Raw genomic sequence first — 24,009 nt, 5'->3', positions numbered from 1 at the left:
ACACAATTAATTTCACATAAGTTGAAAATCTTTGATTTTCAATAAAACTTTAGTGTACTCCTTATATCCAAAGTATATAACTTAAATAGCTTAAGTGTTTAAAAACTTTTGTGCCTTTTGTGGTTTAATAAAAATTAAACAGTTTTTTTGTGAAATTCACAGCCTCATTCTTTTAAGGTTGAAAGAAAGATGATTTACTTATATTTGCCCTGCAAAGTAAAATTAAATGTTCAAAAAAGTAAGCACTGTATTTATTCTTGGCTTTTATACGGTTTTTTGTTCGGCCCAACAGGTTCGGCCTTCCAAATCATCTGAAATTTACCGTGAACTCAAAACACTTAAACACCTCCCTAAAGTTTTATACCTTGCGGCTCATCCCGATGATGAAAATACGGGATTGCTCTCCTGGTTAATCAACGACCAAAATGTAGAAACAGGTTATTTGTCTTTAACCAGAGGTGATGGCGGGCAAAATCTATTAGGGACAGAGCAAGGAGCTGCATTAGGTTTAATCAGAACACATGAGCTTTTAGAGGCAAGAAAGTTAGACGGTGCCCAGCAGTTTTTTACCCGTGCAATTGATTTCGGGTTCTCTAAAAATACGACCGATACCTTTAAACAATGGGATGAAAATAGCATTATAGCTGATGTAGTCTGGACAATCCGTAAATTCCGTCCAGATGTTATCATTTGTCGTTTTCCTCCTACTGCTGCGGCAGGCCACGGACAGCATGCGGCTTCGGCTGTGGTTGCAGAAAAAGCTTTTAAGTTGGCAGGTGATAAAACCGCTTTCCCAAATCAACTAAAATATGTAAATGTATGGCAGCCAAAACGCGTATTATGGAATACTTTCCGCTTTGGCGGGGTCAATACAACATCTGAAAATCAACTGAAAGTAACCGTGGGGCAATATGATGCACAATTGGGAATGGGCTATGGTGAACTGGCAGGATTAAGCAGAAGTTTGCATAAAAGTCAGGGTGCGGGAACACAGTCTGTAGCCGGCATCAGAACTGAATATTTTGCCCATGTTATTGGCGAGCCTGCAAAAGCAACGCTTTTTGACGGAGTCGTTAAAACCTGGACTTCACAAGGAAATATTGATATTGACCATTCGTTAGATGAAATTATTTCCGCTTTCAATTTCAATAAGCCGGAACTTAGCTTACCTGCTTTGCTTGCTTTACGAAAAAAGGTAACGGAGCTAAAAGATACAGACCTGAAAAAGGATAAAATTAAATCTCTTGACCATATCATTTTAAGCTGTGCGGGGTTTATGGGCGAGGTCGTTACCAATCAGGCTGAGGCTGTTGCCGGGGATCATTATAATTTCAGGTTAAATTTAATTTCAAGAACTGAAAACCCTGTCGTTTTAGAAGATGTAAAATGGCTAACTCAATCAGAAAGTTTCAACAGAAAACTATCAAAAGATTCTTTAATTACCATTCAACATGACATTCAGATCCCTGCAGATGGAGCACTCACAGAACCTTACTGGTTGGCAAAACCTCCTGTAAATGCAGGAACTTTCTCTGTGCCGAATGATACTTTAATTGGTTTGCCAGAGGCAGAATCACCACTGAATGTTTGGGTAGATTTAAAAATCGGTTCGGAAAAATTTCAGGTTAGACTTCCTTTATCTTTCAAGAAATTAGATCCGGTGCGTGGTGATGTGGTCGAAGCCTTGCGTATTGTTCCTGCATTGGAACTGAAATTTACACAGCCGCTTTATGTGGTCAAGGAAAATGAAGATCTACATTTGAGTTTAAATGTTAAGGTTAATTCCAGTAAAAAGTTTAGTAATGGTAAACTAAACCTGATTTATAACGGAGAACGATTAGGTGGAGCTGATGTAAGTTCTCTCAATGGAAAAGATACTACCATTGATTATGTTATTCCACAAACGAAACTTACTTCAATAAAGTCGGGTCGTATTCAACTGGATGCCAACTTTGTTGCAGATGGAGTCACTTATAATAAAAAACAAGTATTAATTCAGTACCCGCATTTGTCCACCTTACAATATTTTTCGCCTGCAACGGTAACCGTAATGAAAGGCGACATTCAGGTGAAGGTTAAAAAAGTGGGTTACATAGAAGGTGCGGGCGATTTCATTCCTGAATTCCTGCGTATTGCGGGTGTTCAGGTAGATGTTTTGAAAGACGAAGATTTTTATGGCAAAATAGATGAATCTGGCGGAAACGGTAAACAAAACAAGCTATCCCAGTATGATGCGATTGTATTGGGTGTTCGTGCAAATAACACAGAGAAAAAGCTGGGCCGCTGGATGCCCTTTTTATGGTCTTATGCAAAAGCCGGAGGTAATCTGGTGATGCAGTATAACACCAATCAGGATACAACCGTTGATCAATTGGGCATGTACAATTTCAGTATTGCCAATAAGCGGGTTACCGAAGAAAATGCTGTGGTTACGTTTTTAAATGCCAATCATAAATTACTGAACTTTCCGAATAAAATTACGGCGGATGATTTTAAAGGCTGGGTACAGGAGCGTGGCGCTTATTTTCCTGCTCAATGGGATGCAGCGTATGAACCGCTTTTTGAAATGCACGATACAGATGAAGAGCCACTACAGGGATCAACTTTATATGCCCAATACGGGAAGGGTAATTTTATTTACACACCGTTGGCATTTTTCAGACAGCTGCCTGCTGGAAATGTTGGGGCGGCACGTTTATTTTTTAACTTTTTATCTGCACAGAAAAACTAATGAACAAGCAACTTAAAAATTGGAATATCTGGTACATACTATTAGCAGTTGCATTAGTATTGCAGATCGCATTTTATTATTGGTTTACTAAATTCTGGGCATGAGTAATATAGATTGGACAGTTCTCATTTTTACACTGGTTGCAGTGGTGGTTTACGGCGTATTCATCGGTCGTGGTCAAAAAAGCAACGAATCCTACCTGAAAGCAGATAATAAAATGCCTTGGTATATTGTGCTGATAGGGATTATGGCTACGCAGGCAAGTGCGATTACATTTCTTTCGGCACCGGGCCAGGCCTATACAGACGGTATGCGTTTCGTTCAGTATTACTTTGGTCTGCCTTTGGCGATGATTGTGATCTGTATCACTTTCATCCCGATTTTTCAGCGTTTAAATGTTTATACGGCCTATGAATATTTAGAAAACCGTTTTGATAAAAAAACAAGAGTACTTACTTCATTGCTTTTTCTTTTTTCCAGAGGTTTATCAACGGGAATCAGCATTTATGCTCCGAGTATCATCTTATCAAGCGTTTTAAACTGGAATATTTACTTAACCAATGTTTTGACAGGCGGTATTCTGTTAATTTATACCTATGTTGGAGGTGCAAAAGCGATCGCTCACACCCAAAAATTACAGTTTCTTATTATTTTGGGAACCATGGCTTTTGCAGGCTATCTGCTTATTCAAAATATGCCGAATGGAATTGGGTTTAACGATGCGTTGTATCTGGCAGGGAAATCAGGAAAGCTCAACGTAATTACCACAGAATTCGATTGGAAAGATAAATACAATATCTGGAGTGGTTTAATTGGTGGCTTTTTTCTGGCACTTTCTTACTTTGGTACGGACCAGAGCCAGGTCGGGAGGTATATTACTGCGAAGGACAATACCAATGCAAAAATGGGCTTGCTGTTGAACGGATTGGTTAAAATTCCGATGCAGTTTGCTATTCTTCTGATTGGTGCTCTGCTTTTTGCATTCTTTTCTCTAAAACCGGCTCCAATTTATTTTAACGAACGTTCTTATCAATATTTAAAGGAAACAAAACCGGAACAGGCCGCGGCTTTTGAAAAAGAGCATCAGGATTTACAACTAAAATTTAATGCAGAATCGAAAGAAATTCTAAAACTGAAAGAAACTCATTCTCCCCAACTTAACAAAACAATTCAGGATTTTAAAGATACACAGACCCAGGTAAAAGCACTTCACGGCAGGGTAGAGGAAGCGATCAATCATTCAAACTATAATGCGGAAAAAACGGATACGAATTACATTTTCCTGTATTTTGTGAAAAATACCTTGCCTGTAGGGATGATCGGTTTGCTGTTTGCCGTCATTTTTCTGGCCAGTTGGGGTTCAATTTCGGCAGCACTGAATTCACTTGCCGCCTGCTCATTAAAAGATGTTCACTTGATATTTAAAAAAGAAATTCCTGATGATGCAACCGAACTGAGGTACAGTCGTCTACACACTTTAGCCTGGGGTATCTTCTCAATCGGTGTAGCCATGTTTGCAACTCAAATGGGTTCCCTTATTGAAGCGGTTAACGTATTGGGTTCTCTTTTCTACGGCCCGATATTGGGGATTTTTCTGGTTGCATTTTATTATAAAAAAGTCAACGGCGCGATTGTATTTATTTCTGCAATTTTATCAGAAATTACGGTTATTGCCGTTTATCAGTTCGATATCGTTTCCTTCCTTTGGCTTAACGTAATCGGGGCAGCGGCAGTTATTATATTTTCCGCAATCGGATTACTGTTTTATAAGCCGAAAGCAGTAAATTCGTAAGCAAATAAACAATCAAATAAAAATATTATTATGAAAGCAATGATCAAAACTGCTACCGTACTTGTAGCTGCAATGACAATCTCCATGAATGCCTTTGCACAGGACACTAAAAAACCTGCCAGCCCGCCGGCTACTGCAACGGGAAAAATTAAAGATGCAACCATTACCATTGCCTACAGCAGTCCGTCTGTAAAAGGGCGTACAATCTGGGGTGGTCTGGAAGCTTATGATAAAGTTTGGCGTGCGGGTGCCAATGAAGCAACTACTTTCGAAACCGATAAGGACATTACCGTTCAGGGCAAAAAACTTCCTGCAGGTAAATATAGTTTTTTCTTAATCCCTAAACAAAGCGGAACCTGGACAGCGATTTTTAACAAAGAGCCAAAACAATGGGGAGCTTATAAATACGAACAGGCAAAAGATGCTTTACGAGTTGATGTAAAAACAAAAGCTTTACCAGCAACACAGGAAACGTTAGTGTATAAAATAAACAATAATGGATTCACAATGGATTGGGATAAAATCTCAGTTCCTGTAGAGATCAAATAAATTTGAATATCAGAAATTAAAATCCCGGTTAATCCGGGATTTTTTGTTTACAATTTTGATAATTGAGGCAATTTCAGTCTGTTTTAAATAAGCAGACTAAGCATTTTACGCTTAAAATATCGATAGATTGTAAGAGATTGACAAAGAGATTTTATTGTAAAAAAAGAGAGAAGAATATTTAATAGTTGTCTCTCTTTAAGTGCCTTGACAGTATTATCTTCGAACCAATTTCTTGCCGATACTGATCGAATTTTAATAAACCTAATAGATAATTTTGAATTTTATATGACTTCAATATTTTTGAACAAGCAACTAGATCGTAATCTAATTTCTTATAAAAGATTTCATGCTTTTAAAAGCAATACACTCACGAAATAGACTTTAAAGCTGTTATGTGAGTGTATTGCAAAATGTTTAAAATTATCTTTTAATAATCTTAACGGTTTTAAAGGCCTTACCTTTTGCATCTTTCAAAGAAAGTAAGTAAATTCCTGTATGATATTTAAGAACCTCTGTATTTATTTCCCTTTCAATAGCTTCAAGACTTCCCTTTGAACTGAATATTACTTTGCCATCCAGACCGGAAATCTGTGCATTGTAATTTCCTGATGCATTTTTTAACTGAATGTGAATTGTGTCATTCTGTTCCACAGGATTAGGATAGACAATCAATTCAAAACCTTTGTTTTCTGCTTCCGTGGTAGTAAGTGTTTCCAAGGGAAAAGAAGGATAAACCAAAATTTTCTGTCCATCATACCCCACTGCATAAACAGCTGTAGCGGTAGAAGGGTAGTATACCTTTGTAGTTTGATTGCTAGTATCACCCGTTCCCATAACAGATACATAAATCAATTGATTATTGGCATTGAATGTTTCATAGGCAACTGCATTCTTCCAAACACTGTGCTGTACAGTAAGATAATTATTGCTTAAAGTAACTCCCTGACCTGTTTGTCCGCTAAGCGGAAGCTGGTTACGGAAAGCCTCAATACTTCGGGATGAAATATAATGTATTACCGGCGAAACCGGTGTCTGATAGTTCTTAGCTTGTATGGATGCAATGGTAGCATCGATTTGAGCTTGTGTAATGATAAGCTGCCCGATACCGTTATTATCAATATAGTTGTTTACAGGCTTTAAAAATCCGGTTTTAATAAAGAATCCGGTTAAGTCTTCCTGTACCGCATCGCAGGTATTCTTCACAAAATTCAGAAGCAGTTCACCATTTGAAATCCCAGAAGAATTATAACTTCTTGCAACGTTTGCAACCGTTCCAAACCAGTGTGCATAATCTACTCCTGTATAGTTAGTCGGATAGTTAAAGGAAAGAACCGGGGCATTTCTTGAAGCTCCCGCCAGCTGATAATACAGTTCAAGTTGCCAGAAAGGTACCAGCACCTTAAAAACATCCGGATTGGTATTCCCTTGTAAAGCTTCCTGATTGACGGTTGTATTCAAAATGGCTCCGTTTATTCTTCCTCCTTCAATGCTCTCCATTCCTGTTGTCGGTACTACAGACTCTCTTTCTAGCCTAGACATTCCATCGTTTTGTGGATTCATATGATAATCTACCCATGTACTGTGCATATTATTAGTAACCTCTGTAGTGCCAATCCATTTAACGTCCGGTCTTATCTGATTGACATGCCCGAATTCATGTGCAATTCCCCATAAAGACAATTGATTGACATCAGCTATCTTCTCTTCGCCCCCGTCAGAATCCAAATTTATACCTAGTTCGGCAGCATGCCAGCCTCCTTCATTATTACTATATCCGAACATACGGTTTTTGGGAACTAAATTATATTTATACAACCCCATCACAAGCCATTCATTTTTTACAATAAGGTCATATTTTGAAACAAGCTCTGCAGGATTAAAAGGAGCATGATTTCTCAGCATGCTTTTTTTGTAAACTAAATGAGAATGCTGCCCCACAACGTCAATCATATGATATGCTGAATTTGTAAGATTGGTTTCCCAGTCACTTTGCGTAGAGGTCTGATAATGATATAGTCCATTGACCTTACCGGAAACGATATTGATTTTGATATCAGGCAAAGCTGCATTGGTATTATAATAACTGATGTATCCTAAACCACTGTTGGTCAGCTGAAATACATTCAAACCATTATGAAGTTCATAATAGGAGGTAGTACCGAGAAGAACGGTAGAAAAATCCTTTACCTGCAACGAGATGCTGACACCGGAAGGGATATTCTGAGCAAACAAGGCCACTTTATCTCCCTGTGCAAAGACCATACCTGTAGGATTTTCAAAACTGTCGTAGCCGTTTTTCACCTTTAAATTACCTGTGGTAACAGAAATAGGAGGGTAAACCTTATAATCCTGAACCCTGTATTTATTTGCATAAGTTCCATTGAACAGGCACTGTGCCAGCCCTTTATAGAACGGTGATGCCATCCCATCAATATCTGCCTGAATAACAGAAGGTTTTAATGCTGAGTAAAGTGTGTTGGCAAAAATATTGTCGTAAGGATTTACAGCTCCTGAAGAGCCTACTGTATAAAAGCCCATTTCGGCACAGCTAGCAATATTTTCCTGGCTATTGTTTACGGTAATTCTTACATTTAAAGGAGTTATCTGGTTGGGAAAGTAGACACTGATAGGAGAAAAAGAATGCTGAAAATCAAATGACATCAGGTTAACAAACGTACTGTTTGCAGTAGTATTGTAACTTATGTTCACGCTTCCAAACCGACCATATTCCCCGCTGGATCTAGGCGTATATTTCAGATAATCAATAGGAGTGACCCCGTCTAATCTGTAATTTAATACCACCGGAAAAGTAGGATTGTTGAACGAAGAGTGGTACACCGTATTTACATCATTATCATAAGATTTATCGATATTGTCTCCCCACTGGTAAGATGATGCGGTTGTTCCTGAAGGGATGATGGTAGCTTTCGTGTCATTTATACTTAATTCTGACGTATTGATGCTACAGTCTATACCGTCAGTAATCGCAGGTTGTGTTTCAGAAAAGAATTTCATCTCCGCTCCGCTCGATAAGTTTTCAATGCCAGCGTTTACTGAAATTTTAATCATGTAAGGGTTCTGGATAGCTGTTGGAAAAACAACTTCTTTATCCTGAGCGTTGGATGCCCAAATTAAATTATTGCTTACCGAGATGAAAGTATTGGGAGCCCCCTGTGTACTGTAGGAAATACTTACATTGGTCCACATACCGTTTTTCCCGGATTGTCTGGGAGTGTAAACCAGCTTTTTAATGCTGGTGACATTCGAGGTAAAATAAAATTTAAGCTCATCCGGAATACCGCTCTGAGACCATTTCGAATGATAAATCGTGGTATTATCACCGTCAAGCAGATTTGTAACTTTATTCCCTGACTGTGCCGGTTGCAAAGATGAACTTGAATAGACGGGAACCTGATAAAGCTGTGAAAATACAAGCGTTCCCCATAAAATAAAGAAATTCAATAATAATTTTTTCATATAGTTATTTTATTTATTAAGGTTGATAGATTTTATCCTTAACCCGTTTTTTTTACTTTTCGTGAGCGGCCCCGTAATATACCAGCAATTGAAGTGTGTGAAACTGGTGTGAAAGTCGTTGTTTGGATTAAACTTTCACATGTTTTTACCAATAGGAGATGTGGGAAATAAATTGGATATTAATATATTGCCACCAAGCAATAATATGTAAGTATAGTCTGAAAAAATCATACTCTAGCAGCTTGCTCCAGCGAAGTAAAATTTAGGTATCTAAGCTTTTGACTTCATACATTTTTTTTATTTCCTCATCTGTAATTTTTAAAAATTTACAGATTCTAGCAGGATCTATTGATAGCTCTTTTACTCATTCTGAATTAGTTTTCCAAGATGGACATCTTTAAAAGTTCATTATTCTTAAATTATGAAGCAAAAAAACTTAATTATAAGAAGAATCAAAAAAAAACAATATACTATTAATGTACTACTTGATTATATGTAGCTATAGATCAGTATGTTAAATTTCATAATGTGTTAATCCATGAAATATTTGCTAAATGAGGAGATTTTATTTCACAAAATGTGACAATGATTCTAATGAATTTTAAAGAAGTACTAAAAAAGAAAATTAAAAGGTATGATTAAAGATGGTAGGCGATATAAAACTTTAAGAGAGAAATTGTTTTTTTTTTTGACTTTTATCAAATTTTTCAAGTAAGAACAATACACTACGATAATCTCTAATTTTCACATTATTATTAAGTATTACTAAATTAGTTGGGAAATAGGTCAGTTATTTTCGTTTTTATTAAATCAGTTTTTTAAACCTAAGTTCAAGATCTTCATCGAAAAGGATCTGTAATTTGGTTCGCAAATTTTGTCGTCTGTTTCAGATGGACTAGGGATTTCACATCAAAAAATTCAAACCATAAAATATCAGACTGTAAAAGTTTGATATAGAGGTTTTTATGTATAAAAAAGAGAGGCAGCTATCAAATAGTTGTCTCCTTAAGTGACAAGACGAGCGTATCTTCAAACACTTTTGTTGATGATTTGGTTCGATTAAGTCAATTAAAATGGAATTCCTAAATCCGTTAATAAGATTTGATGTATGTTTTTATTGAAAAAATTCTGATATCTGATTGATGTTTGAATTCTTATAATCAACATAAATATGATAATGAAATTCATTAAGTTTTTTCAAAATCCTAAGAAATTCATTCTTCTCAACTTTATCAAGCTTTCCGGATAAAATTTTTGAGATTAAGTTGACATTAGAAACCGAGGTGTGGAAAATTTCTTCGCCTTTTTTAGTCAAATTTAGTCGTTTACTTCGCTTATCGTCTTTATCATTTTTCTCCTCCAAAAATCCTGCTTCCAAAAGTCTTTTGATGATTTGAGTTCCGGTTTGTTTCTCGTGACCGTTTTTTTCGATCAATTGAATTTTCGTTAAAAAAGGTTCGTCTTTTAAGCGGTACAGGTAGGTAAATTCTTCATTCGCTAATTCAGGGAAATCTCCCAAACCTTTTCTGATCAGTAATTTAGAATATCGTCCTAATAAGAGAACCTGTTTGCAAATTTCATTTTCGGTAAATGAAACCTGATGATTTTCATTTTTAAAAAGCTTGGTCGGACTTTCATCAGCATATTTTTTATCATTCATCCACACGCGGAAATCATCAACGGTAGAGTTGGATTTGCAGGCGTCAGAATGTTCAAATTCTTTCACTTGATGGAGCAGGTCTATGAAAAAGTCGGTTTGCATAATAATTTTGGTAAAGATATTAGTTTTTGGGAATGATTACAATTTGATGTTGCTCATTCCTCCGTCAATTCCAATGATCTGTCCTGTGATCCAAGCTGAATTATTAGATAAAAGAAACGCAACCATTTTTGCAATTTCGTCGGCTCTTCCAACTCTTTGTAATGGATGTCTTCTTCCTGAAGCTTCCCGTTTTTCAGGTGTTGACAGAAGTGGTGAAGCTAAATTAGTATCCGTTAAAGAGGGAGCGATGGCATTCACTCTGATTTTCTGAGGAGAAAATTCTGCGGCCATACTTTTCGTCAAACCTTCAACAGCACTTTTACTTGCAGAAATTGAGGCGTGAAAAGGCATTCCCAGCTTTGCCGCCACCGAACTGAACAATACAACAGAAGCAGTTTCCGACTTCTTCAAATTAGGCAACAGTTTCTGAATCGTTTTGACAGCACCCAAAACATTGATTTCAAAATCATTCTTGAAATCTTCAATCGAAAGCCGGTTAAATGGTTTTAAATTAATACTTCCCGGCGCATAAACCAATCCGTCAATAACTTCAGGGAATATAATTTCATCCAAATTCCCCGAAAGGATATCTATTGGATGAAATTCAATATTTAAATTTTCAATTTCAGGATTTTCGGTTCTTGAAATACCAATAACGTAATGATTTTCTGATAATATTTTTGCAGCAGCAAATCCAATTCCCTGTCCGCAACCGATAATGACTATGTTTTTCATTTTATTCTGTTTTTTATCGTTTCGAAATTCTATTATGACTTATCGTACGCTGTCTTTTACATTTAAACCTATCAATTTCAGGATTTCTTTTCATCAGATGTTTCTGGCTTACTCCAGAATTCACTCTTTTTCTCCAAAGCCGAAAACTTGATGGTTTCAGTTCTTTTCTCATCAATTTAATCACTTCAGATTCTGAAATTCCAAACTGAAATGCTATCGCTTCAAACGGCGTTCTGTCTTCCCAAGCCATTTCAATGATGCGGTCTGTTTGTATTACATTAAATTCTTTCACCATTATTTTAAATTTTTAATCGTGTGCCGGGCGATTTTAAAGTGTTCAGATTTTTTCTCATCCGTCATTTTATCCAAAGTTCGCAACATCATTCCCAATCTCGGATTTGTTTTGAAAAATTCTTTGTTATCATTCACAAAATTCCAAAAGAGGGCATCCCATTTTTCCGTCCAGTCGTCATCAGAGTAATCGCTCATCTTTTTGATGTAATTGCTTCCGCTGATGTACGGTTTTGTACTCATTTTTCCTCCGTCAGAAAAGCTGCTCATCCCATAAACATTAGGAACCATTACCCAATCGTAAGAATCGATGAACATTTCCATAAACCATTGGTAAACGTCGTCTGGATTAAGTTTCAACAGATTCATAAAGTTGGCGAAAATCATTAATCGTTCGATGTGATGTGCATAACCAGTTTCCAGGACCTTCAAAATTGTGCTGTCAATTGGTTTAATTTCAGTCCTCCCTGTATAAAAAGATTCGGGAAGCGGATTTTGATGTTTCCAATAATTTTTATTTCGCTGATAAGTTCCCTGATAAAGGTAAATCCCTCTCACAAATTCTCTCCAACCCAAAATCTGCCGCACAAATCCTTCAAGAGAATTGATAGGGATTTTATATTCGTTCGCATATCCAATGGCTTCTCTCAAAACGTTTTCTGCAGTTAAAAGTCCAATGTTTAACAATGGCGAAAGCACGCTGTGATGCAGAAAATGTTCACGCTCCACGATGCTGTCTTCATAGATTCCAAAATCTGCGAATCGAAGCTCCAGAAACTGATTCAACCAGTTTTCTGCTTCTTCAAAAGAAACCGGATAAAGCTGATATGACGTTAAATTGCCATAATTTTCACTGAAGTTTTTCTCGGTATAAATTTTTGCTTCCTCAAAATATTTGCTGTTTTCGGGAAAGTGAACCGATGGCGCTTTTTTATTTTTAGGATATTTCTTTCTGTTTTCTGTATCGAAAGTCCACTTTCCGCCGATTGGTTTTCCTGCTTTCATAAGAGTATTTCGGGAAATTCTCTGTTGTTTGTAAAAATCGGTTTGATGATACAATTTTTTATCTTCAAAATAGTCTTTCAGATCTTCCCGGGTATTGATGAATAAAGGACTTTCGAGAATCTCTAATTCCAATTTCGTTTCTTTGATTCTCTTTTCAAGCCAATTATCGCAAACATCTGTGATGAGAATTTTGTCAAAATTTAGTTTTTCTAAATGCTTCACTAAATTTCGAACATCAGAAAGTGGGGAAGTACTTTCAATATATTCCACCTTGAATTTTTCTTTGGTCAAAAATTCCTCATAAAACTTCATAGTCGCCCTATGAAAGGCAATTTTCTGTTTGTGAAATTTGTATTGTTTAAAAAACAGAAACTCTTCCACCAAAAAAACAGGTTGATTTTTATCCAGATAATCCGTGTCTTTAAAAAGCTGATGCGGAAATATCAATTGCACCGTTGAAGATGCTACTTTAGCCATAAATTTCTGAATTTTCGATCCGAATCATATTGTTCAGCCTGTTTTTCAGCATTGAAAGTTCTGCTTCTCGGGTCATTTCCAACGCCGGCGAGATACATCCAGTTTCCATAATTGCTGTGAACATCGTAATCGATGAGCATTTCCTCAAAATAAGCTGCACCCAGTCTCCAATCCTGCTTCAGGATTTTGCAGAAATAGGAAGCTGCGTTTTGTCGTCCACGGTTGCTCATCCAGCCAGTGTTTTTAATTTCCAGCATATTGGCGTTGATAAAATCAGAATCTGTCTCGCCATTGATCCATTGGTTAATTAAACTTTGATCATATTTCCATTCGTATTTCCGTTCTGAAATTCCATTTTGCTGAAATATTTTATCCCGAAACTGCATTGAAGTAAATTTGAAAAAGTCTCTCCAAAGCAATTCAAAAATAAGCCAATACGTCGATTCGTTACTTCCAAATTCATCCTCATATTTATTGATTTCGTGGAAAATAGATACTGCAGACAGACTTCCGTTGGCAAGCCACGCTGAAAATTTGCTGCTATAGTCTTTATCAATTAAACCATTTCTTGTATCTTTATAACAACTTAGATTTCTAGTTTCAAAAAAGTAATGATTCAATCGTTGAAATACTTCAGTTTCACCACCCGAAAATGGAAAAGCAGAAGATTGATGCATTTCAAAATCATCAAAACCTAAAGTCTTAAATGTAAAATCGTCGCTGTTTATTTTTAAATTTAAAATGGATTTAGTGTATACGATATGTTCAGCATTAAATTCATTTCTGATTTTAAAATCTTTCTCTATTTTTTGTCTGAATGTAGTAAACAGTAGAGGAATTTTATCTAATCGTTCTTTAACGAAATCTGGTTCAAGCAAAAGTTGAGAATAAGATTTTATCCATTGTACATCAGGAAAGATGGTTTTGATTTGATTTTCCAATTCAATTTCTTCCTTTGTCCATTCTCTCTGACAGAATATTTTTTCAACCTGAAAATCTTTAGAAATCTGCTTAAAAATATCTTCGGTCTTACCCAATTTTTTAAGAAACGGAATCTTCTTTTCTTTTAAATTATTTTCCAAATCCGAAACAGTTTGCAACAAAAATTGAGCCCGAAATTTTCCAATTTTCTTAAAACTAAGTTGTGTCGAATTGAAAAAAGTTTTGTCAAAAATATACACTGCAAGAAAAGGTAAATGTTCTTGCATCACGTTGAAAAGTGATTCATTGTCTCTGATTCTTAAATTATTTCCGAACCAGAGGAGGTTGATTTTTTGTTTTTCCGGCATTTTTCGCTGCAATATTTTACTTCGTCCCAGTTTTTCTTCCACTTTTTCCGCCAGTTGAATGGCAGTCCGCAGACTTCACAAATCTTTGAAGGTAAGTTGGCTGGCATTTATTGGTTAAAATTTTTGTACTGATTGATTACGACATTTTTGGCTTTCAAATCGTGCATCATATTATACAAACCAAAAAATGTACGGTTCAGATAAATAAAATGTTTCGAACCTCTGTTGGTATTCATTCCTTTCATATCGCTGATTTTGGCGTATTTCTGACCCAGATCTGCAATTTCCTGAAAGAACGATTCATCAGAAAAATCAAAAATTTCTGCGTTAAAAGGTCTTGTGAACAATTCCAGCAATTCGTAGAATAATTTGGTGAAAAATTCCTGTTCTTTAGCAGAATCATTAGAACTCAAAATCTCCAGATCGTATAATTTTTCTTTGTAAAATTCAGGATTATTCAGATTCTCAAGTTGAGCCAACTCAAAATAGGGTTTATAAAAGTCATTCGGGATTTCTTTGATACATCCGAAATCAATCACGAGCAGTTTTTTATCTTCTGAAACCAGGAAATTGCCTGGATGTGGGTCTGCGTGAACCTGTTTTAGGACGTGCATCTGGTACATATAGAAATCCCAGAGTGCCTGTCCGATTTTGTTCAAATCTTCCTGAGAATTTTTCAATTTTGTGAATTCCGAGAAATGTTTTCCGTTCATCCAATCCATTGTGATGATTCTTTCGCAAGATAATTCAGGATAATATTTTGGAAAATCTAAATTCGAAAGATGACTGCATTTTTTAGAAATTTCCTGACTTCTTTTCAGTTCAAGATCATAATCTGTTTCCTCAAACAATTTATTTTCTACTTCCTGAAAATAAGATTCTGAACCTTCTTTCTGGATATTAAACATTTTCATCGCAATAGGTTTTACCATTTTCAAATCACTTGAAATGCTTTCTCTCACACCGGGATATTGAATTTTTACGGCAAAATTTTGACCATCTTTTTTCGCTTTATGAACCTGTCCGATACTTGCCGCGTTAACGGATTCATTCGTGAATTCATCAAATAGATCCTCCGGATTTTTTCCGAAATATTTTCTAAAAGTTTTCTTTAACAGGGCTCCCGAAAGCGGCGGAACAGAAAATTGCGACAAAGAAAATTTTTCAACATAAGCCTGCGGAAGAATGTTTTTCTCCATGCTTAACATTTGGGCAACTTTCAAGGCTGAGCCTTTCAGTTCTTTCAGAGAATCATAAATGTCGGTTGCGTTGTTTTCATTCAAAGCTTTTCTCGCTTCGTCCTCATCTTTATTTTTTGTGATTTTATTTCCGTAATATTTAATGTAATTAACACCGACTTTTGCTCCTGCCTTCAGCAAGCTGCTCGTTCGTTCCAGCTTTCCTGTTGGTATTTTATTGAGTGTTTTCATCTGCTATTTTTTAAATTTTTCTTTAAATAAAAACTTTCCGAGGTCAACTACTTTTCTCAAAGGTTCGTTATCCATCAGCTCAAATCCTGTATCAATTGTTTTTTCGATAAATATATCCGTCTTTTCGAATGATGGAGATGTATCTTTTTTCCAAAATTCGATGGCGGAAACCAAATGAATCCACAACGCTTCTTCACGAGCTTTTTCGTGGAAATTTTTCACATCATCTTTCGCTTTTTGAATCATTTCCCAATCATTAAAATCAAGAGTTTTGATGAATTGTCGATGCGTTTCCTTAAGTTGATTTGAAATTTTTGCCAAGTGTAATTTGTCATTCCCCAAGATCATCAGAACCAAAGAACGGTTCATCGTCATATTTTCAAAAAAGATAAAATAGACATTCAAAAGTTTTTCTTTTGAAGTAATTTCATCAAAATTGTTAACTTCCGAAGCTAACTCTACAGATTTATCAAAAAGATTCACCAATATTGATTTCTCTATCTGTTCAAAGCTTGAAAAGTAATTGTAAAAGTCTTTTTCTTCGAACTCATTGTCTTTTGCGAAGCGGTAAATATTTTTTGGTCTTTCGCCGTGATTCAAAACGTAGTCACCATACAATTCAAATATTTTATCTTCTGTAATTATATTTTTTTGTTCCATTATGGATTTTATTTATTAACAAATTTAGTAATTAATTTTACTAATTTTATAAATGAAGTATAAATTTATACTATCGCATTGATTCAAAATATAACTAATGCTTACAATACAGGCTCAATCTAATGTTCCGACCGATTTTGGAATGTTTACCGTCTATTCATTTTCTGAAAATGAAAATGACCGGTGTCCACATTTGGTTTTGGTGGCTGAAAAAACAGATTTTAATGAAGTTGTTAATGTACGTTTCCATTCGGAGTGCATTACCGGAGAAGTTTTCCATTCGAGGAAATGTGAATGCGGACAACAACTGGATGCGGCAGTGAAATTTATGTCTGAAAAAGGAAGAATGATTATTTTTCTAAGACAGGAAGGCAGAAATATTAGCTGAAATGAAACTGCCTGGAGAGGCGTGGCTGATGTTCAAATTATGCAAAGGAAAGCTTTGGCAGAAAGCAGTTTCCGGCCAAAAGGATTGTGGGGAAGATTATATTGGCATTCTGTATTGCCTTTTCACGGATTGATTTTTAAAGGAATGTTGATAAAATTGGCTGCGGACCATTAAATGAGTTTAATTCATAAAAAATCTTTTGAACACAGGAAACGTAGCTTTTAGCAAAGTCCTTTATGATCGTGTTATTGAAGGTAAATTATCATCCCGAATTAAATAAAGACTTTTAAGAATATCATCTAATTGGTGCAGAAAAGTGTATAGTTCCTATTCTTTAGTTATGATATACTTAAATGAAACGGATTTTATTTTTTTCTGTCCACATATTACTGCCATTTCTTATTTTCTTACAATAGATTCACTAAAACAATAAAAATCCTAATCTGGCTTATTTTGGAATAAAAAAAATGGCTCAATTTGGATTAAGCTGAGCCATTTGGTTGTTTGTGAACTTGACAGGACGCTATCCACACTCCTTTTTTACTGATATAGAAAATATCGTAGAGTTATGTGGTTGAAAATGAGCAGTATATGAATATTATCTTTACATATATTCTTAAAAAGATGCTATTCAAACACATTTCCGGAAGATTTTGTCTTATAAGTCAGTTTGATTTGCTAGAATAATTGTTTTATATCTTAACGATTGATAAAATATCGGTTGGTGATCAAAATATTAGATGAGAAAAGAGTTGAAATATTGTGATTCACTTTCTACAATATATCATATGATCTGAACTAATTAGTAAAGTTTTTTGAACTAAAAAGGATAGTTCGTTTTTTACAGAATACATAAATTTGTATACTGTAAATTTGAATATGTGGCTACTTTTATAGAATTCATTATCTTAGAATTCATGCTCATTAGGTAACTTACCATTTAGTCATAAAATAATTAAAGTAGATATTTAAAAAGTAAGTAAATGAAAAAAATGATAAAGTTCCCGACTTCTCTGATAGGTCTTGATACACCTCAGAATACCTTAGAACTTGATGGTTGTACTTTAATTGAGCAATGTATACATAGTACAGAAGTTAGAGGTACTATGTATCTGGAACAGCATTTACTTCTTATTGTTCTTGAGGGAACGGTTGTTCTTACCTATGGAAAGCAGGAATATACAGTGGGCAAAAATGATATGATTTTGCTAAAGAAAGCTACTGCAGTAAAGTATCATAAATTTGGAAATACTGAAAATGATAATATCTACGATAGCTTAATGTTTAGCATCAAGGATGATCTTTTGAAATCATTTCTGTCAACTTCAGAGATCAAGGTGTCTAAACCTGAAGGTGAGATCAAAACACGACCATATCCAATGAATGAATGTTTGGTTGCATTTGCCCATTCCATGAAGCCCTATTTTTTTGATCATTCTGTGGTTCATCCAGGACAGCTTCGCTTAAAGATTATGGAATTATTATACGATGTTGCGGAATGTAACCGGAATATGTTTTTACAAATCCTACAATTACATGAGCCTATACGAACCGATATCCGTAACGTGGTGGAACAGCATTATGCTTCACCGGTTTCCGTTGCTGAACTGGCTTATCTTTCAGGCAGAAGCTTGTCAAGTTTTAAGAGAGATTTTCAGAATATCTACAATGTTGCACCAGCAACCTGGATCAGAGAAAAGAGATTGGAGAAGGCAAAAGAAATGCTGGAAACAACATCTTTGTCGGTCTCAGATATTTGTTATTCCTTAGGATTTGAAAATGTCTCTCATTTTTCAAGAATATATAAAGAATTTCATGGACAGGCACCAAGCATATCCCGTTAACAAATCATTTTAAAATTAAATGTATGAAAGTATTGGTTATTGGAGCAAATGGTAGAGTCGGATCTCTTTTAGTAAATAAGCTAGCTACTCAACATCAGGTTTTGGCAGGCTCAAGAAATCCAAATTCAGCAAATAACGCATATAATATTGAGCAGGTTTATATTGATTTGCTCAGCGATGTAGATATGCTTGCAGAAAGTATGAGCGGTGCTGATGCGGTTTATTTTGTTTCTGGATCGCGTGGGAAAAATCTTTTACTGATAGATTTACATGGAGCAATTAAAACCATGCAAGCCGCAGAAAAAGCTGGGGTTAAACGTTATATTATGCTGAGCTCAGTTTTTGCATTGCAACCCGAACGCTGGAATGAATCTTTCCTCAGTGATCTTACAGATTATAATATTGCTAAACATTACGCTGATCGCTACCTCACAACCCAAACTGATCTCGATTATACTATTTTGCAACCCGGAGGACTTAAAGAAGAGCAAGGAACAGGAAAAATAGAGACCAATGTTACTAGCCCGGGAACTAATTCTATTGCTAATGTTGTTGATACCCTTGTCGCAGTATTGGAAAATAATTCAACAATTGGTAAGGTTATTTTGATGCATGATGGAAATACACCGATTGATGAAGCACTTAATCAACTTGGATAAAAAGGCTGTATTCAATTAACTGAATATATTGTCTTCCTATCTTACTTAATCTTCACTTTTCCCATTAATTTTTGAATCTTATTAATGGAGAAACTTCAACATTATACTGCTCAATTTTTCACTTCTGAAAAGGACTAATTAGTCAAAATATTTGAGCTAATTAGAAAAGCTGTCACATTTTCGTCATCGTACCTTTGTTATAGAAAAAGAGCTTAATTATTCTGTCTGACAAGACAGTAATATATGCTTATAAAAATTATAACATTCGGGTAAACAAGATGATTTATGAAAAACATTCAAGAACAAAAAAATATGAATTCTGGTTCCGCAAATTCTAATCCAGATGGGTTAAGGCAAAACATCGGAAAAATATCGAAAATGATATTTTCTTCAATACCAACGGTAGCAATTATCTCAGCCTTTACCGTTGGAGGATTATTAATTTCATGTCAAGGTAAAAACAATCAAAATAATAAAACAGAAGTTATGCAAAACAATCAAGAACAAAAAGAAGCTATCCTAAAGCCAATAGATTTATATGTGGAAGCAGGAAGAAAAGGCGATGGCAATATTGCTAAACAGGCATTCGCATCGACTGCAACTATGTCATGGTCTGAAGCCGGAGCATTGAAAAGTGTACCAATACAGGTGCTTTTTGACGGATTTTCCGCAGCAGAGCCAATGGAAGCAAATTACAAACTGACAACTTTAGATGCAGAGGGAGATGTAGCAATCGTGAGAATCGAATCTCAGTTTGGAGCCAACAAATATGCCGATATGTTTACACTGGTAAAAGACGGTAACGATTGGAAAATTATCAGTAAAATTTATCAAACCATAAAATAATGTCAGCAAATAAAAATATCAACACCGTTCAGGATTATGAAGATGTCTTAGCGGCAATGGAAGGCTATGTTCACGGATTAAAAACAGGAAACGTAGCAGAATTAAAAAAGACCTTTCACAAGGATGCGATCATGTATGGTCATTTAGGAAGTGATCTGTCGCAAGGAAGTATAGATAATCTGTACACCTATGTGGAGAAATTTGGCGCGGCGCCCAATATCAAAACCAATCTTACGGTTTTACACAAAACACCCACTACAGCAGTTGTTCGTATCGAAATGGAACATGATGCTGCCGATGAAAATTTTACAGATTTCCATTCATTGATCAAAATTGATGGAGCTTGGAAAGTTGTTGCAAAACTTTTTCATCTCTACGATAAATAATTAAAAATCATTCTGTAAAAGTTTTACTGGGAGCTTCATATGGCTTCCAGTGGGAACTTTTGTGTCAAAAAAAATAAAATGTCAAAATTATTCAGTCCGTTAGCGGTTAAATCAGTTACGTTTAGAAATAGGATTATCACTTCTCCAATGTGTATGTACATGGCCGAAGATGGCTTTACAAGTGATTGGCACTTGATTCATTATGGTTCGAGAGCAATGGGAGGCGCAGGTGCAGTAATGCTGGAAGCAACAGCTATTAGAGCTGACGGACGTATTGGTGTTGGAGATTTGGGAATCTGGAAAGACGAACATATTGAAATGCTTACCAAGATCACGTCATTTATAAAAAGTACCGGATCTGTTCCTGCAATTCAATTGGCGCATGCCGGTAGAAAAGGAAGTACGTGGACTTCAGGACGTGAGAGCAGCCCGTTAATGCCCGATGAAGAAAATGGGTGGGAAGTGATTGCACCTTCTGCTATTGCATTTTCTCCAACAATGCAAACACCCCGCGAAATGACTTTGGAAGATATTGAAGAACTTCAACAAGCCTTTGCGGATGCTGCCGCGAGAGCGTTAAAGGCTGGTTTTGAAATGGTCGAAATTCACAGTGCGCACGGTTATCTGATCAATGAGTTTTTATCGCCCATTCCAAACAAAAGAACCGATCACTATGGCGGAAGTATTGAAAACAGAACAAGATTTTTATTTGAAATCATAGATAAAGTAAAAGCAGTATGGCCTTCTGAACTTCCAATTGCTGTTCGTATTTCGGCTACAGACTGGATGGAAGATGGCTGGAACATTGATGATTCAGTTTGGTTAAGCAAAAAATTAGCAGGGAAGGGAATTGACATTGTTGATGTTTCTTCCGGAGGCACCGTTCCGAATGCTAAAATTACAGTAGGCTCAGGTTATCAATTACCATTTGCAAGTAAGATTAAACGTGAGTTGAAAAACCAATTATTAGTGGGAACAGTCGGTATGATAACCAGCGCACATCAAGCCGAAACGATCTTGACCAATGGAGATGCTGATCTTATTTTCATAGGTCGAGAACTTTTACGAAATCCTTATTTTCCTTTAGACGCTGCAAAACAGCTTCGTTCGGAAGTTCCTGTTCCGAAACCTTACGAGCTTGCCTTTTAACATCAAAAAACAAATTTTATGAATATTTATTTAACCGTTGTCGTAAAGGCAAAGCCTGAGCATGTGCAAGAGATAAAAAGACCTTCTATACAGTCTCCAGGAATTATCTAAGAAAGAAGAGGCCTGCATCGAATATGATGTCCACCAGAGTATTGATGATGAAAATACTTTTATCCTTAATGAAAAATGGGAAAGTGTAGATGGCTTAGATCTCCATAATGAGCAATCATATTCAAAGGAGTTTTTTGCATCATTTGATAAATTACAAGAGCAACCGATTATTTATCGATCCAAATAATTCTGAGTCGAATTTATAATCGTTTATAAAATTTAGAAATATGAAAAAATTAAAAGAGTCAGTCACCATTATTACTGGGGCATCTTCAGGAATTGGTGCTGCAACAGCATTAAAATTAGCCAAAGCCGGAACCAGTATTGTTTTGGTATCCAGAGCTGATGATAAAATAGGGAAAGTTAAACAACAGATTCAAGATGGAGGGGGTAAAGCTGAGATCTTTGTTGCCGATGTAACAGATATTGAGCAAATGAAAACGATGGTTGATTTTGCCATTGAGAAATTTGGAAGGATAGATAACTTGGTTAACAATGCTGGTCTGATGTTATTTTCACAATGGAAAGACGTCGCGATTGATGAGTGGAATGCAATGATTGATACCAATATCAAAGGTTATCTGAATGCAATTGCAGCAGTTCTTCCTAAAATGTTGGAGCAGAAATCCGGTCATATTGTCAATATGGGCTCTGTGGCAGGAATCAATATCGACGTCGGTGCAGGTATCTATCACGGGACTAAATTTTTCGTTCGGGCAATTACCGAAAGTTTAAGAAAAGAAGTTTCTGTTCATAAAGGAATTAAGATAAGCTTGATAAGTCCGGGAGTGATTAACACTGGATGGGCAGATAAAGTGACCAATAAGGAAGGGGCGGAAATCGCGGCAGAGCTGAACAAGCAGGCTATTGAACCTGAAGACATTGCTAATGCTGTGTTATTTGCATTTGATCAACCTGATAATGTCAACGTGAATGATATTGTTATCAGCCCAACTTTGCAAGACTGGTAATATTTAATAAAAAAAGAATTTTTAAGTAATGAATAAATATAATAAGCTATTTTCTCCCTTAGCATTTGACAAAGGAATTAGTTTAAAAAATCGATTGGTAATGGCACCCATGACCACTTGGGCATCGAATGAAGATTTTACCATTTCCAATGAAGAAGTCGAATACTATCATAAAAGAGTTAATGGGGTAGGATTGGTGATTACAGGATCTACCCACGTTACAGCAAATGGTATTGGTTTTACGAATGAATTTGCAGGATACGACGATACTTTTCTTCCAAGTCTGAAGAAGCTGGCCAAAGCAGCCCAAAGTGGTGGAGCTTCCGCAATTCTACAGATGTTTCACGCAGGAAATAAAGCAATTCCTAGTCTGATTCCCAATGGCGAAGTGGTAAGTGCAAGTGCTGTTTCAAGTGGGCCAATACTGCTTTCTGATAAAGAAAATCTTCCGAAAGAATTGAATGAAAATGAGATTCTGGAGATCATCAAAGCATTTGGAGAAACTACCAAAAGAGCGATCGAAGCAGGTTTTGATGGTGTTGAGATTCACGGAGCTCACGGGTTTTTACTTCAGAATTTCATATCCCCTTTTTTCAATAAAAGAAATGACCAATGGGGAGGTTCTCTTGAAAATCGTTTGAGACTTAGCCTTGAAATTGTTCGAGAAGTTAAAAAAGTAGTTTTAGAATATGTTGATCGTCCGTTCTTAATTGGTTACAGAATCTCGCCTGAAGAAATACCTCAACAAACCTATGGACTTCAAGATACTTTCATTTTAATTGATAAGTTGATTGAAGAAAAGATTGATTATCTACATTTCTCTTTGCTGGATGCTGTCAATCAAAAACCAATTGATTCAGAATTTTCAGATGAGCCAATATCAGTTGTACTCAACAATTATGTAAACAACAGAGTTCCTGTTCTTGTTGCCGGAGGTATTACAACACCTGCAATGGCAAATCAGGTTTTAGAATATGGTGTTTCTATGGTGGCAATAGGCAGAACCTTGGTTATCAATCCGGATTGGATGGAATTGGTTGAAAGTGGGGAAGAAGAAAAAATTGTTTCAAACCTTAAACTTGATACGGTGGAAGACAAAAAAATTCCCTTGAAAATGATGACAATATTTGAAGCATTAGAAGGTTGGGTTCCATTGGAGTCTAAAACACTTTAAAAAACATTAATCTGCCTTATTCTGTTATCAAAGTAATAAAAAATGACGCCAACTGTCTTAAGTTGGCGCCATTTGGCTTTTGGTGACCAAGACGGGATTATCTTCAAACACTTTTATCGATGATTTGGTTCGTTTGAACCAAATTAAACAAGAGTTACAAGCTTCATTTATATCAACAATTTCCTTTCCTTTTTGATTATGTAATTTAACTTTAAAAATTAATAACAATCAGCCTTGGAATAATAAATCTTTAGTTGGCTTTGCGTATCTTTTATCCTTGGAT

General features: G+C 35.9%; 21 protein-coding genes and 1 pseudogene. 13 read left to right on the top strand and 9 right to left on the bottom strand.

Annotation, left to right across the window (positions count from 1 at the left end):
- Positions 1-226: 226 nt before the first annotated feature.
- The 3 genes from EG359_RS06730 (at position 227) to EG359_RS06720 (ending at position 5,072) form a co-directional block, all read left to right on the top strand.
- Positions 227-2,731 (top strand): PIG-L family deacetylase, encoded by a 2,505-nt coding sequence (locus tag EG359_RS06730; protein ID WP_076352108.1) that lies wholly within the window; start codon positions 227-229, stop codon positions 2,729-2,731.
- Positions 2,732-2,831: 100 nt separating this feature from the next.
- The gene (locus tag EG359_RS06725; protein ID WP_076352107.1) at positions 2,832-4,523 is read left to right on the top strand and encodes a sodium:solute symporter; all 1,692 of its coding nucleotides are present in this window, start codon (positions 2,832-2,834) and stop codon (positions 4,521-4,523) included.
- Positions 4,524-4,553: 30 nt separating this feature from the next.
- Positions 4,554-5,072, top strand: coding sequence for a DUF2911 domain-containing protein (locus EG359_RS06720; protein ID WP_076352106.1), 519 nt, complete (start codon positions 4,554-4,556; stop codon positions 5,070-5,072).
- Between the two features lie 420 nt (positions 5,073-5,492).
- Here the strand turns inward: EG359_RS06720 and EG359_RS06715 are convergent, their stop codons facing one another.
- The 9 genes from EG359_RS06715 to EG359_RS06670 all read right to left on the bottom strand — a co-directional run bounded on the left by EG359_RS06715 (position 5,493) and on the right by EG359_RS06670 (position 16,198).
- Positions 5,493-8,549 (bottom strand): M60 family metallopeptidase, encoded by a 3,057-nt coding sequence (locus tag EG359_RS06715; protein WP_123867289.1) that lies wholly within the window; start codon positions 8,547-8,549, stop codon positions 5,493-5,495.
- Between the two features lie 1,114 nt (positions 8,550-9,663).
- The gene (locus tag EG359_RS06705; protein WP_076350763.1) at positions 9,664-10,311 is read right to left on the bottom strand and encodes a MarR family winged helix-turn-helix transcriptional regulator; all 648 of its coding nucleotides are present in this window, start codon (positions 10,309-10,311) and stop codon (positions 9,664-9,666) included.
- A gap of 36 nt (positions 10,312-10,347) precedes the next feature.
- Entirely contained in the window at positions 10,348-11,046 is a 699-nt protein-coding gene (locus tag EG359_RS06700; protein WP_076350765.1) for an SDR family NAD(P)-dependent oxidoreductase, read from the bottom strand.
- Positions 11,047-11,059: 13 nt separating this feature from the next.
- Complete coding sequence (locus EG359_RS06695) at positions 11,060-11,341, bottom strand: TIGR03643 family protein (RefSeq protein WP_076350767.1); 282 nt, start codon at positions 11,339-11,341, stop codon at positions 11,060-11,062.
- Positions 11,341-12,819 (bottom strand): cryptochrome/photolyase family protein, encoded by a 1,479-nt coding sequence (locus EG359_RS06690; RefSeq protein ID WP_076350769.1) that lies wholly within the window; start codon positions 12,817-12,819, stop codon positions 11,341-11,343. The genes EG359_RS06695 and EG359_RS06690 overlap by 1 nt, the downstream gene beginning before the upstream one ends.
- On the bottom strand, positions 12,807-14,108 hold the full coding sequence (locus tag EG359_RS06685; RefSeq protein WP_076350771.1) for a DASH family cryptochrome: 1,302 nt from the start codon (positions 14,106-14,108) through the stop codon (positions 12,807-12,809). The genes EG359_RS06690 and EG359_RS06685 overlap by 13 nt, the downstream gene beginning before the upstream one ends.
- Complete coding sequence (locus EG359_RS06680; RefSeq protein ID WP_076350773.1) at positions 14,060-14,215, bottom strand: DUF2256 domain-containing protein; 156 nt, start codon at positions 14,213-14,215, stop codon at positions 14,060-14,062. Before EG359_RS06680 ends, EG359_RS06685 begins: the two co-directional genes overlap by 49 nt.
- A complete protein-coding gene (locus EG359_RS06675; RefSeq protein ID WP_076350775.1) occupies positions 14,216-15,538 on the bottom strand; it encodes an ABC1 kinase family protein in 1,323 nt (440 codons plus the stop codon).
- Positions 15,539-15,541: 3 nt separating this feature from the next.
- Complete coding sequence (locus tag EG359_RS06670) at positions 15,542-16,198, bottom strand: hypothetical protein (RefSeq protein ID WP_076350777.1); 657 nt, start codon at positions 16,196-16,198, stop codon at positions 15,542-15,544.
- A gap of 97 nt (positions 16,199-16,295) precedes the next feature.
- On the opposite strand from EG359_RS06670, the gene EG359_RS06665 reads away from it, so the two are divergent.
- The 10 genes and pseudogenes from EG359_RS06665 to EG359_RS06620 all read left to right on the top strand — a co-directional run bounded on the left by EG359_RS06665 (position 16,296) and on the right by EG359_RS06620 (position 23,726).
- Positions 16,296-16,586, top strand: a complete 291-nt coding sequence (locus EG359_RS06665) for a GTP cyclohydrolase II (RefSeq protein ID WP_084180261.1) — start codon at positions 16,296-16,298, stop codon at positions 16,584-16,586.
- A pseudogene (locus tag EG359_RS06660) lies at positions 16,576-16,760 on the top strand (DUF2867 domain-containing protein); the annotation flags it as partial. The gene EG359_RS06665 and the pseudogene EG359_RS06660, both read left to right, overlap by 11 nt.
- A gap of 809 nt (positions 16,761-17,569) precedes the next feature.
- Positions 17,570-18,430, top strand: coding sequence for an AraC family transcriptional regulator (locus EG359_RS06655; RefSeq protein ID WP_076350779.1), 861 nt, complete (start codon positions 17,570-17,572; stop codon positions 18,428-18,430).
- Positions 18,431-18,453: 23 nt separating this feature from the next.
- On the top strand, positions 18,454-19,089 hold the full coding sequence (locus EG359_RS06650; RefSeq protein ID WP_076350781.1) for an SDR family oxidoreductase: 636 nt from the start codon (positions 18,454-18,456) through the stop codon (positions 19,087-19,089).
- Between the two features lie 285 nt (positions 19,090-19,374).
- Positions 19,375-19,935, top strand: coding sequence for a nuclear transport factor 2 family protein (locus EG359_RS06645; RefSeq protein WP_076350783.1), 561 nt, complete (start codon positions 19,375-19,377; stop codon positions 19,933-19,935).
- The gene (locus EG359_RS06640; RefSeq protein ID WP_076350785.1) at positions 19,935-20,321 is read left to right on the top strand and encodes a nuclear transport factor 2 family protein; all 387 of its coding nucleotides are present in this window, start codon (positions 19,935-19,937) and stop codon (positions 20,319-20,321) included. The genes EG359_RS06645 and EG359_RS06640 overlap by 1 nt, the downstream gene beginning before the upstream one ends.
- 78 nt (positions 20,322-20,399) lie before the next feature.
- Entirely contained in the window at positions 20,400-21,470 is a 1,071-nt protein-coding gene (locus EG359_RS06635; protein WP_076352053.1) for an NADH:flavin oxidoreductase/NADH oxidase, read from the top strand.
- 127 nt (positions 21,471-21,597) lie between these two features.
- The gene (locus EG359_RS22950; protein ID WP_084180292.1) at positions 21,598-21,768 is read left to right on the top strand and encodes a putative quinol monooxygenase; all 171 of its coding nucleotides are present in this window, start codon (positions 21,598-21,600) and stop codon (positions 21,766-21,768) included.
- A gap of 40 nt (positions 21,769-21,808) precedes the next feature.
- Complete coding sequence (locus EG359_RS06625) at positions 21,809-22,552, top strand: SDR family oxidoreductase (protein WP_076350787.1); 744 nt, start codon at positions 21,809-21,811, stop codon at positions 22,550-22,552.
- 28 nt (positions 22,553-22,580) lie between these two features.
- Positions 22,581-23,726, top strand: coding sequence for an NADH-dependent flavin oxidoreductase (locus tag EG359_RS06620; protein ID WP_076350789.1), 1,146 nt, complete (start codon positions 22,581-22,583; stop codon positions 23,724-23,726).
- The last annotated feature ends 283 nt before the right edge of the window (positions 23,727-24,009 follow it).

The organism is Chryseobacterium joostei (assembly GCF_003815775.1).
GTDB classification, from domain to species: domain Bacteria; phylum Bacteroidota; class Bacteroidia; order Flavobacteriales; family Weeksellaceae; genus Chryseobacterium; species Chryseobacterium joostei.
This window is presented reverse-complemented; position numbering and strand designations above follow the sequence as displayed.

Bases quoted from the DNA above. Each gene is read 5' to 3' on its own strand.
- EG359_RS06730 (WP_076352108.1), top strand. From the start codon at position 227: ATGTTCAAAAAAGTAAGCACTGTATTTATTCTTGGCTTTTATACGGTT.
- EG359_RS06725 (WP_076352107.1), top strand. From the start codon at position 2,832: ATGAGTAATATAGATTGGACAGTTCTCATTTTTACACTGGTTGCAGTG.
- EG359_RS06720 (WP_076352106.1), top strand. From the start codon at position 4,554: ATGAAAGCAATGATCAAAACTGCTACCGTACTTGTAGCTGCAATGACA.
- EG359_RS06715 (WP_123867289.1), bottom strand. From the start codon at position 8,549: ATGAAAAAATTATTATTGAATTTCTTTATTTTATGGGGAACGCTTGTA.
- EG359_RS06705 (WP_076350763.1), bottom strand. From the start codon at position 10,311: ATGCAAACCGACTTTTTCATAGACCTGCTCCATCAAGTGAAAGAATTT.
- EG359_RS06700 (WP_076350765.1), bottom strand. From the start codon at position 11,046: ATGAAAAACATAGTCATTATCGGTTGCGGACAGGGAATTGGATTTGCT.
- EG359_RS06695 (WP_076350767.1), bottom strand. From the start codon at position 11,341: ATGGTGAAAGAATTTAATGTAATACAAACAGACCGCATCATTGAAATG.
- EG359_RS06690 (WP_076350769.1), bottom strand. From the start codon at position 12,819: ATGGCTAAAGTAGCATCTTCAACGGTGCAATTGATATTTCCGCATCAG.
- EG359_RS06685 (WP_076350771.1), bottom strand. From the start codon at position 14,108: ATGCCGGAAAAACAAAAAATCAACCTCCTCTGGTTCGGAAATAATTTA.
- EG359_RS06680 (WP_076350773.1), bottom strand. From the start codon at position 14,215: ATGCCAGCCAACTTACCTTCAAAGATTTGTGAAGTCTGCGGACTGCCA.
- EG359_RS06675 (WP_076350775.1), bottom strand. From the start codon at position 15,538: ATGAAAACACTCAATAAAATACCAACAGGAAAGCTGGAACGAACGAGC.
- EG359_RS06670 (WP_076350777.1), bottom strand. From the start codon at position 16,198: ATGGAACAAAAAAATATAATTACAGAAGATAAAATATTTGAATTGTAT.
- EG359_RS06665 (WP_084180261.1), top strand. From the start codon at position 16,296: ATGCTTACAATACAGGCTCAATCTAATGTTCCGACCGATTTTGGAATG.
- EG359_RS06655 (WP_076350779.1), top strand. From the start codon at position 17,570: ATGAAAAAAATGATAAAGTTCCCGACTTCTCTGATAGGTCTTGATACA.
- EG359_RS06650 (WP_076350781.1), top strand. From the start codon at position 18,454: ATGAAAGTATTGGTTATTGGAGCAAATGGTAGAGTCGGATCTCTTTTA.
- EG359_RS06645 (WP_076350783.1), top strand. From the start codon at position 19,375: ATGAAAAACATTCAAGAACAAAAAAATATGAATTCTGGTTCCGCAAAT.
- EG359_RS06640 (WP_076350785.1), top strand. From the start codon at position 19,935: ATGTCAGCAAATAAAAATATCAACACCGTTCAGGATTATGAAGATGTC.
- EG359_RS06635 (WP_076352053.1), top strand. From the start codon at position 20,400: ATGTCAAAATTATTCAGTCCGTTAGCGGTTAAATCAGTTACGTTTAGA.
- EG359_RS06625 (WP_076350787.1), top strand. From the start codon at position 21,809: ATGAAAAAATTAAAAGAGTCAGTCACCATTATTACTGGGGCATCTTCA.
- EG359_RS06620 (WP_076350789.1), top strand. From the start codon at position 22,581: ATGAATAAATATAATAAGCTATTTTCTCCCTTAGCATTTGACAAAGGA.